We start from the raw sequence: 13724 nt of genomic DNA on the forward strand, positions 1-13724 counted from the left end.
TCACCTCTCCGGTACGGGGAACGGGGTGGCGTCGAGGTCGCCTGCGCCGACGAGCTCGGTGGGCGGGCCCTGGCTGACGAGGCGCCGATAGCCCGCCAGGGTCCTCTCGTCGGGCTCGGGCAGGGTGAGGACCAGCGCCTCCAGGAGGTGGGAGTAGGGCGAGCCCGCGCTGCGCAGCGCGGTGCGGAGCACCTCCAGGCCCTCCCGGTTGGCCGCCAGCATCTGCCCGCCGATGTCCGATTCGTCCAGTGCGCAGAATTCGAGCACCACCGGCAGGTGGTCGGGGAGCTCGTCGCGGGCGGCCTCGAATCCCCGACGCCGCATGACCTCCTTGAAGGCGAGGATCGCGATCCCGCGCGATCGCGTGTCCCCGTGCGAGTAGTAGGTCAGCGACAGCGCGCAGCGGCGCCGCTGATCGAACGTCTCCACGTAGTGCTCCTGGAGGCCGCGGACGCCCCACTCGTCGGCGACGGCGCAGAACGCCTCGAGCCGGCCGGCGATCTCGGCCGGGAGAAGCGGCGTCTCGGATCGCACGGCGGCGAGCTTGTCGGCGAGCCCCTCGTCGGGGTAGTCGAGGAGCAGCGAGCAAGCCATGCGCAGGATCCTCGCCTGCCCGTCGGTGACGCCGGCTCGCCGCGTCGTCGGGATCCGGGGGATGCCGATGTAGGTGCTCATCGGATGACCTCCAGAGGGAGCATCCTGCGGCCCTCGGGCCGGGCGTGGGTCTCGACCCCGGCGCCGTGGAAGGCCTCGACGTCGTAGGCCACCGGGCAGCCTTCGAGCTCCGAGATGCCGCGGGGGAGCTCCGTCTGGGCCGTGGGCACCGCGTAGCGGTCGTCGTACTTGGCGATCGCGAGGAGCCGGTACATGTCCCGGATCGTCTCGCCGTCCATTCCCACCGCCCGGGCGATGCCCTCCTCGCCCGGGCCTCCGTTGTAGACGTCCCGCATGTAGGAGCGCATGGCGGCCAGGCGGCGGAGCGAGCGCTCGACCGGGGCCGGGTCGCCCGCGGTGAAGAGCCCCGCGAGGTACTCCAGCGGAATCCGCATCTGCGACAGCGCCGAGAGGAGCACCTTGTGGTCCTCTCCGTCGCTGCCGGAAGCCGTCACGGCGTCGACGACCGGACTCAAGGGCGGGACGTACCACACCATGGGGAGCGTGCGGAATTCGGGGTGCAGGGGGAGCGCGACCTCGTAGGCGGCGATGAGCTTCCAGACGGGCGACTCCTGCGCCGCGACGATCCACGAGTGGGGGACTCCGTTCGCCCGCGCCGCCGCCACCGCGTCGGGGTCGTGCGGATCCAGGAGGATCTCCCGGTGGGCGCGGTACAGGTTGCGTTCGTCCTTCTGGGAGGCCGCCCAGGTGACGCGGTCGGCGTCGTAGAGGAGGACCCCGAGGTAGCGCAGACGCCCGACGCAGGTCTCCGAGCAGACCGTCGGCTGGCCCGCCTCCAGGCGGGGATAGCACAGCGTGCACTTCTCGGCCTTGCCCGTCGCGTGGTTGAAATAGACCTTCTTGTACGGGCAGGCCGAGACGCACATGCGCCAGCCGCGGCAGGCGTCCTGGTCGACCAGGACGACTCCGTCCTCCGTGCGCTTGTACATCGCGCCCGATGGGCAGGCCGAGACGCACGTCGGGTTCAGGCAGTGCTCGCAGATGCGCGGCAGGTAGAACATGAAGGACTCTTCGATCGTCTTGGCCACCTGGAGGTTCATCCGGCCGAGGACGGGGTCCGCGTCGAGGGTCTCCATCGACCCGCCCAGATCGTCGTCCCAGTTCGGGCCCCAGGCGATCGTGTCGATGGCCTCTCCCGTGATGCGCGACTTGGGGCGCGCCACCGGGACGTTGCGGGAGTTCGCCGGCGCTGAGAGGAGCTTGTCGTACTCGTAGGTCCATGGTTCGTAGTAGTCGTCCATGACCGGCAGCGTCGGATTGGAGAAGATCCTGGCGAGCGAGGCCGCCCTGCCGCCCTGCCGCGGAACGAGCCTCCCGGACACGGTGCGCCTCCAGCCGCCCTTCCACTTATCCTGGTCCTCCCAGGTGCGCGGATAGCCGACGCCCGGCCGCGTCTCGACGTTGTTGAACCACATGTACTCGGCGCCCTCCCGGTTCGTCCACGCCTGCTTGCAGGTCACCGAGCACGTGTGGCACCCGATGCACTTGTCGAGGTTCATCACCATCGCGATCTGCGCCATGACCTTCATCAGAACTGCACCTCCTGGCCGCGACGGCGGATCATCGTGACCTCGTCGCGCTGATTGCCGGTCGGGCCGTAGTAGTTGAACGCGTAGGACAGCTGTGCGTATCCGCCGACTAAATGGGTCGGTTTGATGGCGATGCGCGTCAGGGAGTTGTGGATGCCGCCGCGCTTGCCGGAGCGCTCCGTGAGCGGAGTCCCGGCCACGCGTTCCTGTGCGTGGTGCATGTACACCGTGCCTTCGGGCATGCGGTGGGAGACGACGGCGCGGGCGGTCACGATGCCGTTGCGGTTGTAGGCTTCGACCCACTCGTTGTCGCGGACCCCGATCTTCTCCGCGTCCCGGGGGCTCATCCAGATCGTCTGCCCGCCGCGGCCCAGCGTGAGCATATGGGGATTGTCGAAGTACTGGGAATGGATCGCCCACTTGTTGTGAGGCGTGAGGTAGCGCACGGCCACCTCGGCCGTCCCCTCCGGGGACCGCCCCACGTGGCCGACGGGGACCTCGCCGTACATGTGCGCGAGGTCCAGGGGCGGGCGGAAGACGGGCAGCGCCTCGCCCATGTCCTGCATCCAGTCGTGGTCGATGTAGAACTGTGGCCGTCCGGTCAGGGTATGCCACGGTTTGTTCCGCTCGACGTTCTGGACGAAGGCCGAATACCGCCTGCCGCCGTGTTCGGAGCCCGACCATTCGGGGGAGGTGATGACCGAACGCGGTTGGATGCGGGTGTCCTCGAAGCTGATCCGCTTCTCCTCGTCCCCTTCGGCCATGTCCGCCATGTGCGTGCCGGTGCGCCTCTCCAGCGTCCGGAACCCCTCGAAGGCCAGGCGTCCGTTGGTCGTGCCCGAGAAGAGCAGGACCATGTCGGCGGCTTTGACGTCGGTGTCGAGCAGGGGGCGGCCCTCTCCCGGCCCCGAGCCGACCGCTGCGGTTCCGTTGAGGCGTGCGAGGTGGGCCACTTCCCGGTCGGGCATCATGAGCACCCCCTTGGTGGCCATTCCCGCCGTGTCGACGAGGGGGCCGAGCGTGTCGAATTCGTGCCCGACGAGCCTGTAGTCGCGTTCGACTCCGACGATCTTGGGCATGTCCACGCCCGGCCTCCACCCGGTCCGTTCGCCCACGCGGCCGGAGGGAGTGGCGTATTCGTCGGGGGAGTCGTGGGAGAGCGGGGCCGCCAGGACGTCGAGCTGGGCGTCGAGATGCCCGTGGGCCATCTCGGAGACGAGGTGGGCGAGCGCCCGGTAGGTCTCGAAGTCGGTCCGGGCCTCCCACGGCGGGTCGACGGCCGCGTTGAAGGAGTGCATGAAGGGGTGCATGTCCGTCGACGACAGGTCGTGTTTCTCGTACCAGGTGGCGGCGGGCAGCACGACGTCGGAGTGCAGGGTGGTCGATGTGTTCCGGAAGTCCGCCGTCCACATGAGGTCGAGCTTGCCGGAGGCGGCTTCCTCCCTCCACGCCATGGTCGCCGGGCGGCTGCCCTCCGGCAGCTCTTCGGCGTTGACGTCGTTGAGCGTGCCCAGCATGTGACGCATGAAGTATTCGGTGCCCTTGGCGGAGGAGCCGAGCAGGTTGGTGCGCCAGTTGGCCAGGATGCGCGGCCGGTTCTCCTCGGCGTCGGGGTCCTCGGCGGCGAAGCGGAGGCGTCCGGCGGCCAGCTCTCCGGCGACGTACTCGGCCGGCGGCACGCCCGCCTCCCGGGCCGCGCGCCCCAGTTCCAGGGGGTTGCGGTCGAAGGTCGGATAGCTCGGCGTCCATCCGCGCTGGGCGGATTCGACTAGGCAGTCCGCGATCGTCTTGCCCCGAAGCCTTCCCGGCCCCAGGGGGTTGGCCATGGCCTCCGCGCGGGCGCCGTCGTAGCGCCACTGGTCGGTGGTCAGGTAGTACCAGCCCGTGGCGATCATCTGACGCGCCGGCCGCTGCCAGTCCAGGGCGAAGGCGTAGTTCGCCCAGCCCGTGATCGGGCGGACCTTCTCCTGGCCGACGTAGTGCGCCCAGCCGCCGCCGTTGACCCCTTGGGTGGCGCACATGGTGGTCAGGGCGAGGAACGTCCGGTAGATCTGGTCGGAATGGTAGTAGTGGTTGGTTCCGGCTCCCATGAGGATCATGGAGCGTCCGCCGGATTCCAGGGCGTTGAGGGCGAATTCGCGTCCGATCCTGACGGCGGCCCCCGCGCCGACGCCCGTGATCTCCTCCTGCCAGGCCGGGGTGCCGGGCGTCGACGGGTCGTCGTATCCGGTGGGCCACTGGCCGGGCAGTCCGTCGCGGCCCACCGCGTATTGGGCCAGCAGCAGGTCGTAGACCGTGGTGACAAGGTGGCCGTCGACCCGGCGGGCCGGCACCCCGCGCAGGACGACGCCGGCCCCCACGCTCTCCTGCCCGGCCTCGGCGGGCAGGTCGAAGCGCGGCAGGGCCACCAGGGCGCCGTGCCATTCGTCGGTGTCCATGACGCTCATCACCGGGTCCACGCCCTTCAGGGCGAGGTTCCAGTGCCCCATGCCCTCCTGGCCGTAGTGGTCGGCCAGAGTCCCCCCGGGGTCCTTGACGGTTCCATCGGCCTCCATGACGAGGGGGCGGAAGTCATTGTGCTCGGTGCGCTGCGTGGTGCCCTCGGGCATGAGGTCGGCCGTGAGGAACTTGCCCGGGGCGAACACCGGCGCCGCCTGGCCGGCCTCTGCCTGGCCGCCGGGCGCGCCCGCGAGGTCGTCCTGGCCGAGGGCGTCGAGCCGGACGAGGAAGGGCGAGTCGGAATAGCGCCGCATGTAGTCGAGGAAGGAGGGTTCGCGCCTGCCGACGTGGAACTCCTTGAGGATCACGTGCCCCATGGCCTGGGCGAGCGCTCCGTCCGTGCCGGGGTGGACCCGCAGCCAGTCGTCGGCGAACTTCGTGTTGTCGGCGAAGTCGGGGGAGACCACCACGACTTTCTGGCCGTGGTAGCGCGCCTCGGCCATGAAATGCGCGTCGGGGGTCCGGGTGAGGGGGACGTTGGAGCCCCACATGATCAGGTACTGGGAGTTGAACCAGTCGCCGGATTCGGGAACGTCGGTCTGGTCGCCGAAGACCTGCGGACTGGCCGGGGGGAGGTCGGCGTACCAGTCGTAGAAGGAGAGCAGCGGCGCCCCGATCAGGGCGTGGAAGCGCGATCCCGCGCCGTAGGAGATCATCGACATCGCGGGGATGACGGAGAATCCCGCGCATCGGTCGGGGCCGAAGGCCTTCAGCGTGTGAACGTAGGCGGCCGCGATGATCTCGGTGGCCTCCTCCCAGCTCACGCGGATCATGCCGCCGCGTCCCCGCTGGGCTTTGTAGGCGCGCGACTTCTCGGGATCGGAGACGATCTCCCCCCAGGCCAGCACCGGGTCGCCCAGGCGTGCGCGGGCCTCGCGGTAGAGGTCGACGAGGGCCGAGCGGACGTAGGGGTGCCTGATCCGGGTGGGGGAGTACTCGTACCAGCTGAAGGCGGCGCCGCGGGGGCAGCCCCGCGGCTCGTATTCGGGCATGTCCGGCCCGGTGGTGGGGTAGTCGGTCTGCTGGGACTCCCAGGTGATGATCCCGTCCTTGACGTACACCTTCCACGAGCAGGAGCCGGTGCAGTTGACCCCGTGGGTCGACCGGACGACCTTGTCGTAGCTGTAGCGCTGCCGATAGAAGACGTCGGCTTCGCGCCCCCCTTCCAGGAAGATCTGGCGGGCGTCGTCGCCGGCCTTGCCGCGACGGAGCCACGACCCCATCCGGAAGAGCGGGGATCCGGAGGCGTCGCTGGAGGTGTGTCTGGAGGCTTGGCGTGTCATCGATTCCTTCTGTCTGAGGGGCGGTCAACCGGGGAAGGGCGCTCCCGGGCGCGCGTAGCGGAACCAGCAGATCGCCGCGCACGCCAGGCAGTAGGCCGCGCACAGCCAGAACCACAGGCTGGCGTCCATGCTCGACAGGGCGACGCCGACGATGAACGGGCCGAGGCTGGCCACCGCCGCGGTGAATCCGATGGCCCCTCCGGCCTGGCGTCTGGGCATGATCATCGGCATCTGCTTGAAGGTCCCGGCGTTGCCGACGCCCGTGAAGAAGAACATGAGGAGCATCGCCGTCAGGAAGACCGGGAACTGGTCGGGGTGGGTCGGGTCGAGGAAGAGCGCTGCCCAACCCAGCGTGACGGCCATGCCGACGCCCGAGACCAAGGTCCACAGGGCGCCCCCGAACCTGTCGCACAGAGGCCCCCAGGCGAAGCGGACGAGCGAGCCGATGAGCGGGCCCAGGAAGGCGTATCCGGCGCCCGCGGGCAGGCCCTCCATGCCCTTGAAGGCGCTGTCCTTGCCGTAGGAGGTGTTGATGATCAGGGCGAACTGGGCGGAGAACCCGGAGAAGACCCCGAAGGTCATGACGTACATGAGCGTCATGATCCAGGTGTCCGGATTCGAGAAGATGTCGAGCTGCTGGCGGACGTTCGCCTTGACCGGCACGTCTTTGAGGAGGGTGAAGGCCAGGAGGGCGGCGAGGAGGGTCCAGGGGACGAAGAAGACGGCCGCGTTGTGGACCCAGATCGGTCCCGACGCCTGCCTCTGCGGGGCCGCCCACGTCATCCCGAATAGGCCGAAGCCCATGAGCAGAGGGCCGACGAGTTGGATGATCGACATGCCCAGGTTGCCGATGCCCGCCTGGATGCCGAGGGCCGTTCCCTGGAGGCGCCTGGGGAAGAAATAGCCGGTCGAGGGCATGTAGCCGGAGAAGGAGCCGCCGCCGATCCCGCAGGCGAAGGCCAGTCCGAGGAGAACCGCATAGCTGGTCTGGGTGCTCTGGACGGCGAAGAACCATCCGATCATCGGAAGGGCGTAGAGCAGCGAGCTGTACCCGATGAGCCTGCGCGTCCCGACGATGGGCGGCAGGAACATGTAGACGAGGCGGATGAGGCCGCAGGACAGCCCGGGCATGGCCACCAGCCAGTACTGCTGGCCCTTCGACAGGTGGAAGCCGATGTCGTTGAGCTTGGGGGCGATCGCGCTGACGAGGAACCACACGCAGAAGGCCATGACCATCGAGTAGGTGGTGATGGCAAGCGTTCCCCAGGCGATCGCCGGCCTCCAGGTCTCGCGGTTCTCGGGATTCCAATCGGTCAGGACTCGTGGGGATGCGCTCATGGCACTCCTCGAAGGCTGGGGGATCGCGCCGACTGTCGGCAATCCGTTGCTGACTCTTTAGAAGGGATGCTACCAAAGATAATCGCTGCCGCGTTCGCGAATCGGCGGCCTCCGGGCGGCGCTGCCGTCGATCGAATACGGACTCTCCCCAATTCTCGGGGGCGACGGCGGGGACGGAACTTTACAGGGGCCGAATCCGAATAATTACGTGAGTAAAGTCTTGCGAATATCGCCGGGGCGGCGGACGCATCCGCGATGCGGCTTGTCCCGGCGGGCTGCATCGGCGAGGATGCCGCCATGGGTGCCCATCGCCTTCACGCGATCGTCTTGGCCGGCGGCGGCGGTCGGCGTCTGGGAGGGGCGTCGAAAGCGGACCTCGACATCGCCGGGCGCCGCCTGTTGGAGCGGGTGCTGACGGGCCTGGACGGGGTCGTCGACGGCTTGCGCGTCGTCGTCGCTCCGCCGAGCGTCCGCGTCCCCCGCGGGGTCCTCCGCACCCTCGAGGATCCACCGCACGGGGGGCCGTTGGCCGGAATCGGCGCGGGCATGGACGCGTTGGGCGCCGTCGCGGGCTCCGCGTCGGCGGCTGACGAGCGGGTCCTCGTCGTCTCCGTCGACACTCCAGGAGTCGCGCGGCTCGCCCGTCTCCTAGTGGCGGCCATGGACCGGGCGGAGGCCCGAAGGGAGGAGCCCGCCCCCGGCTGGGACGGAACCCCGCCTCGCGGTCCGGCGTTCCATGCGGGGTCCGGCCCCGGTCCGCAGAGCGCGCCCGCACAGGGGCGGCGCGCCGACGGAGCCCTCATCCTGGGCGGCGAGCCTCGGCCGTTCCGGCAGTATCTCCAGGCCGTCTACCGGTGCGACGCCCTGCGTTCCGCGCTCGAGGGTGCGGGCGCACTCCGCGGCCGGGCGGTCGGGCGCACGTTGGGCGGCATGCGGCTCGTCGAGGTCCCGGTGCGCGCCGGCCTCTGCCGTGACCTCGACACCCCCGGCGACCTCGAATTCTGGCGCGGGCGGTTCGCGGCCTCAGCGGACGCAGACGCCGCGCCCGACGGCTGAGGCCATCCGCCGGGCTGAGCCGACGGCCGTCCGCCGCGTCGGGGCGCAGCGGACCCCGCGGACCCGGGATTGCCGCACGGCTTCCGCGGATCCCGTCTGCGTTCCCGGCCCCGCATGCCTTGGGCCTCGGCTCGGCGGCTCGGCGTCCTAGACCTCGTCGAGCTGGGCGAAGATCCTGTCGACCAGAGGGAGGAGGACGTCGAGCGTATCGCTCGCCCCGCCCTTGGACCCCGGAGACGTCACGATGAGGGCGCCGGTGCGATCGCGCGCAGTGAGCCCCGCGACTGCCCGGGAGAGGGACGCGGTGAGGGTGTGCGACAGGCCGTGGGCGCGGATGCTCTCCGCGACTCCCGGCAGTTCGACGTCGATGAAGGCCCTGGCCGCCTCGGGGGCGTCGTTGCCGGCCCGGAAGCCCGATCCGCCCAGGACGAGGACCAGGCGATGCCCGGCGTCCAACGCCTGGCGGATGGCCTCCTCGACGGCCTCGCGGGCCTCGCGCACGACTCGGACGGCCGGTTCGGCCAGTCCCTCGGCGGCCATCCTCTCGGCGCACTGGCGGGCCGCCGCGTTGGGACGCTCTCCGGCGAGGATGCGGTCGCTGACGACGACGATGCTCGACATGACGGTCATTCTCCAAACCTCCCGGGTCGGACACCCATTAAACTCTAACTCGTCCGTTTAAATTATGGCATGCCGTTCCCCGGATTCGGGAAACCCGCCGGAATGTGCCACAATCGCAGTGATGCGCAGGGCCTTCCCGGCCCTGAGGATTTTACTCGAATCCACCCCGTGGAATTGCTCGACTCGTAAAGGAGACAGCATGTCACGCTTACGCCGACTCGCCGCGGTGCTCAGCGCTCTGGCCGTGGCCGCGTCCCTCTCGTCGTGCGGGGGATCGTCCGGATCCAAGGGCGGCGCCTCTTCGGGCGGGGCCGCGAAGGTCACCCTGAAGGTCTACGCCGCCGCCTCCCTGACCGAATCGTTCGGTGAGATCAAGAAGTCCTACGAGGCCGCTCACCCCAACGTCAAGATCGTCTACACCTTCGCGGGCTCCCAGGACCTCGTCGACCAGCTGTCCAACGGGGCCTCCGGAGACGTCCTGGCCACCGCGGACGAGCCGACGATGGAGAAGGCCGCGAAGGAGGGCCTCGCGGGCGAACAGAGGAAGTTCGCCTCCAACACCCTGGTCCTCATCACGCCCAAGGGCAACCCCGCCGGAGTGAAGGGCCTGGACTCCTCCCTCGGCGGGGCGAAGCTCGTCATCTGCGCGAAGAAAGAGAAAGTCCCCTGCGGAACCGCCACCCACAAGCTCGCCCAGAAGCTCGGCGTGACCCTCAAGCCGGTGTCCGAGGAGCAGAAGGTCACCGATGTGCGCGGAAAGGTGGAGGCGGGCGAGGCCGATGCGGGCATCGTCTACCGCACCGACGCCGTCGCCTCCGGCAAGAAGGTCGACACCATCGAGATCCCGGGCGCCGACCAGATCGTCAACACCTATCCGATCGCTCCCGTCAAGGCGTCTGAGCACGCGGCGGAGGCGAAGGAGTTCGTCGACTACGTCATGTCGGCTGAGGGGCAGAAGTCGTTGAAGAAGTACGGTTTCGGCTCGGTCAAGTGACGGGCTGGCCGCGGCCGCGAATCGGGTGTGAGTCTCGCGGCGCCCGGCGGTCGGCGGTGCGGCACGGGGAGGACGTCTGGCGCATGGACGAGGGGAAGAGGCCTGCGGACGCGACGGCGTCCCGATTCGCGACGGCGTCCCGACCCCGGGCCGTCGGGCGCGCGCGGCGTTCGCGCGGCAGGCGCGGGGCGTCGCCCGTTCCGTGGTGGCTTCCCGCCGTCGCCTGCGCGGGCGTCCTCTACCTCGTCCTCCCCCTCGTCTTCATGGGGATGCGCGTCCCCTGGTCCGATCTGCCCGGGATCGTCTCGAACGAGTCCACCGTCGCCGCGATGGAGCTCAGCCTGAGGACGTGCCTGGCGGCCGTCGTCGTCGACGTTCTGGTGGGGGTCCCCCTGGCGATCCTGCTGTCCCGCGAGTGGCGAGGCGTGCGGGCGGCGCGGATCCTCGTCGCGCTGCCCCTCTCGCTGCCGCCGGTCGTGGCCGGCCTGGCGCTCCTGACGGCCTTCGGGCGCAAAGGCGTGCTCGGCGCCCACATGGAGGCCATGGGGATCTCCGTCGCCTTCTCGACCGCGGCCGTCGTCATGGCCCAGGTCTTCGTCTCCCTCCCCTTCCTCGTCATCACACTCGAGGCCGCTCTGCGCACGCGCTCCCGTGGATTGGAGGAGACCGCGGCGGCCCTGGGCGCCGGCCCCTCGCGCGTCCTATGGTGCGTGACCCTTCCCATGGCCGTGCCCGGCCTCGCGAGGGGGACGGCTCTGGCCCTGGCGCGCTGCCTGGGCGAGTTCGGCGCCACCATCACCTTCGCAGGCTCGGCCCAGGGGATCACCGAGACGATGCCTCTGCGCATCTACCTCGTCCGCGTCAGCGACTCCGACAGCGCCCTAGCCGTCGGCGTCGTGCTCGTCCTCGCCTCGGCGTGCGTGGTCGCCTTGACGGAATGGCCGGCGCGTCGCGCGCGCCGGTACGACGACGCCGACCGGTACGGCGACCGTTCCGCCCACCCGTCCCCCGCCGTCCAGGAGACCGGAGAAGACGGCGAAGGGGCCTTCTCCGCCGACGAAGCCGAGTCCGCCCGGATCTCCGTCTCCGGCCGGATCGAGGCGCGCGGATGGGACGTCGGCCTCGACGTCGAACCGGGAGAGGTCGTGGCGGTCATGGGGCACAACGGAGCTGGCAAGTCCACCTTGGCCGAGCTCTTGGCCGGCCGGCTCGCCCTCGATTCGGGAGAGGTCCGCTTCGGAGACGTCGTCGTGGACGGTCCGGACGCGTTCGTCCCCTCGCGCGCCAGGCGGGTCGCAGTCGTCAGCCAGGATCCGAGGATCTTCGGGCACATGAGCGTCTTAGCCAACGTCGCCTTCCCCCTGCGATGCCGGAGATGGCCGCGCTCCCGGGCGAAGGCGGCGGCTCGCCGGCAGCTGCGCGCCGTCGGCTGCGAGCGCCTCGCCTCGCGCCGGGGCGACGAACTCTCCGGGGGGCAGGCGGCGCGCGTGGCCTTGGCGCGGGCGCTCGTCTTCCACCCGCGCCTCCTCATCCTGGACGAGCCCACCGCCGCCTTGGACGTCGAGGCGACCGCCCACGTCAGCCGGATCCTCTCTTCCCGGCTCAAACACGACCGGACCACCACGGTCCTCGTCACACACGACGTGGCCGAAGCGGTCGAGCTCGCCGCGCGCCTGGTCATCCTGGAAGGCGGCCGCGTAGTCGAGCAGGGAGAGCCCGCCGGCGTCCTCGCCGCCCCGACGAGCCTGTTCGCCGCGAGCCTGGCGGGCCTGAACGTCCTGACCGGGCCGGCCTCGTTCGGCCCCGACGGCCTGCCGGGGATCGCGGTGGGGGAGAGGGGACGGCTCGCATCCGCCGCACCGGGGGAGGGGATGCGGAGCGGAGACCCCGTCACGCTCATGTTCCCGCCCGAGGCCGTCGCACTGCACGCCGATCCGCCGTCGGGCTCCCCTCGCGGAGTGGTCCAGTGCACGGTCGAGGCCGCGGACGCGGACGCGGGGCTCGTCACGGTCCGCGCCCGGCTCGACGGAGGAGCGGCGATCGACGTCCGCGTCACCGCGGCCGGCTGGGCGGCGCTGCGCCTGGGCGTGGGCGACGCGGCATGGTGCTCGGTCAAAGCCACCCAGGTGCGGATCGCCACGCCGCGTCGCAGTCCGGCCGACGTCGGCGCGCCGCGTTGACACCCTGAGTAAAGTTGAAGGATGAGCACTCGCGATCCCTTTGACTACCTCGGTTTGACATACGACGACGTCCTGCTCGTGCCGCAGGCGACGGATGTCATCCCCTCGGAAGTCGACACGAGCAGTCGGCTGACGAACGCCATCACGTTGAAGACCCCGCTGCTGTCCGCGGCGATGGACACCGTCACGGAGGCGAGGATGGCCATCGCCATGGCGCGGCAGGGCGGCATCGGCATCATCCACCGCAACCTGTCCGTCGAGGAGCAGGCCCAGCAGGTGCATATGGTCAAACGATCCGAATCGGGAATGCTCCAGGACCCGGTCACGGTGGGCCCCGACGCCACGATCGCCGAACTCGACGATCTCTGCGCCAAATACCGGGTGTCGGGGCTACCCGTCGTCGACGGGGGGAACAAGCTCCTCGGCATCATCACCAATCGAGACCTCCGCTTCATCCCGGAGGAGCAGTTCGCCTCCCGCACCGTGCGCGAGACGATGACGCCCATGCCGCTCGTCACCGCGGGGCAGGGGGTCTCGCGCGAGGAGGCCGCCAGGCTGCTGGCCAGTCACAAGGTCGAGAAGCTTCCCCTCATCGACGGTGAGGGTCGCCTCACCGGCCTCATCACCGTCAAGGACTTCGTCAAGACCCAGCAGTACCCGCAGGCCTCCAAGGACGCCGAGGGCCGTCTGATCGTCGGAGCGGGCGTCGGCTACCTCTCGGACTCGTGGGAGCGCGCGTGCGCCCTCGCCGAGGCGGGGGTGGACGTGATCGTCATCGACTCGGCGAACGGCCAGGCCAGGCTCGCCCTCGACATGGTCTCCCGGCTGCGCTCCGACTCCGGTTTCGACGGCGTGCAGATCATCGGCGGGAACGTCGCCACCGAAGCGGGGGCGAAGGCCCTCGCCGAGGCAGGGGCCGACGCCGTCAAAGTCGGCGTGGGGCCCGGCTCGATATGCACGACGCGCGTCGTCGCCGGCGTCGGGGTCCCCCAGATAACGGCGATCTACGAAGCCTCCAAGGCCTGCCAGGCGGCCGGGATCCCGCTCGTCGCCGACGGCGGCCTGCAGTACTCCGGCGACATCGGCAAGGCGCTCGTCGCGGGGGCCGACACCGTGATGCTCGGTTCGCTCCTGGCCGGCTGCGAGGAGACGCCGGGGGACTTGGTCTTCGTCAACGGCAAGCAGTTCAAGCACTACCGCGGCATGGGGTCGCTCAGCGCCATGTCCTCGCGGGGGAGGCGCTCCTATTCGAAGGATCGCTACTTCCAGAGCGACGTCTCCTCCGACGATAAGATCGTCCCCGAGGGGATCGAAGGCCAGGTGCCCTTCCGCGGTCTCCTCTCCTCGGTCCTGTACGAACTGGTCGGCGGTCTGCACCAGACCATGTTCTACACGGGGGCCAGGACGATCGCCGAGCTGAAGGAACGCGGGCGGTTCGTGCGCATGACCTCCGCGGGCCTGCGGGAGTCCCATCCGCACGACGTGCAGATGACGGTCGAGGCGCCGAACTACTCCGGTCGCTGAGAGGACGGCGGCCGGACGTCTCGGG

The 13724-nt window shown here is 69.9% G+C and carries 9 protein-coding genes; 4 read left to right on the top strand and 5 right to left on the bottom strand.

Annotated elements, in window-relative coordinates; translation table 11 throughout:
- From narJ to HMPREF0043_RS02115, 4 genes are read right to left on the bottom strand one after another with little or no spacing between them, the layout of a single operon-like run.
- The gene (gene narJ / locus HMPREF0043_RS02100; protein ID WP_021601162.1) at window positions 1-675 is read right to left on the bottom strand and encodes a nitrate reductase molybdenum cofactor assembly chaperone; all 675 of its coding nucleotides are present in this window, start codon (window positions 673-675) and stop codon (window positions 1-3) included.
- Window positions 672-2204 (bottom strand): nitrate reductase subunit beta, encoded by a 1533-nt coding sequence (narH, locus tag HMPREF0043_RS02105; protein ID WP_021601163.1) that lies wholly within the window; start codon window positions 2202-2204, stop codon window positions 672-674. The genes narJ and narH overlap by 4 nt, the downstream gene beginning before the upstream one ends.
- A complete protein-coding gene (locus HMPREF0043_RS02110; protein ID WP_040317648.1) occupies window positions 2204-5986 on the bottom strand; it encodes a nitrate reductase subunit alpha in 3783 nt (1260 codons plus the stop codon). The genes narH and HMPREF0043_RS02110 overlap by 1 nt, the downstream gene beginning before the upstream one ends.
- A gap of 24 nt (window positions 5987-6010) precedes the next feature.
- Entirely contained in the window at window positions 6011-7324 is a 1314-nt protein-coding gene (locus tag HMPREF0043_RS02115; protein WP_021601165.1) for an MFS transporter, read from the bottom strand.
- A gap of 297 nt (window positions 7325-7621) precedes the next feature.
- On the opposite strand from HMPREF0043_RS02115, the gene mobA reads away from it, so the two are divergent.
- Window positions 7622-8380 carry a molybdenum cofactor guanylyltransferase gene (gene mobA / locus HMPREF0043_RS02120; protein ID WP_040317649.1) on the top strand — a complete coding sequence of 253 codons (759 nt, stop codon included), beginning with the start codon at window positions 7622-7624 and terminating at the stop codon, window positions 8378-8380.
- Between the two features lie 147 nt (window positions 8381-8527).
- Here mobA and HMPREF0043_RS02125 read toward each other — a convergent pair whose 3' ends face one another.
- Window positions 8528-9010, bottom strand: a complete 483-nt coding sequence (locus tag HMPREF0043_RS02125; RefSeq protein WP_021601167.1) for a molybdopterin-binding protein — start codon at window positions 9008-9010, stop codon at window positions 8528-8530.
- Window positions 9011-9200: 190 nt separating this feature from the next.
- On the opposite strand from HMPREF0043_RS02125, the gene modA reads away from it, so the two are divergent.
- The 3 genes from modA to guaB all read left to right on the top strand — a co-directional run bounded on the left by modA (window position 9201) and on the right by guaB (window position 13699).
- Window positions 9201-9995 carry a molybdate ABC transporter substrate-binding protein gene (gene modA / locus HMPREF0043_RS02130; protein WP_021601168.1) on the top strand — a complete coding sequence of 265 codons (795 nt, stop codon included), beginning with the start codon at window positions 9201-9203 and terminating at the stop codon, window positions 9993-9995.
- 83 nt (window positions 9996-10078) lie between these two features.
- Window positions 10079-12175, top strand: a complete 2097-nt coding sequence (locus HMPREF0043_RS02135) for an ATP-binding cassette domain-containing protein (RefSeq protein WP_084432043.1) — start codon at window positions 10079-10081, stop codon at window positions 12173-12175.
- Between the two features lie 21 nt (window positions 12176-12196).
- Window positions 12197-13699, top strand: coding sequence for an IMP dehydrogenase (gene guaB / locus HMPREF0043_RS02140; protein ID WP_021601170.1), 1503 nt, complete (start codon window positions 12197-12199; stop codon window positions 13697-13699).
- Window positions 13700-13724 lie beyond the last annotated feature (25 nt).

It is taken from the genome of Actinobaculum sp. oral taxon 183 str. F0552, from assembly GCF_000466165.1.
In the GTDB taxonomy this organism is placed as follows: Bacteria; Actinomycetota; Actinomycetes; order Actinomycetales; family Actinomycetaceae; genus Peptidiphaga.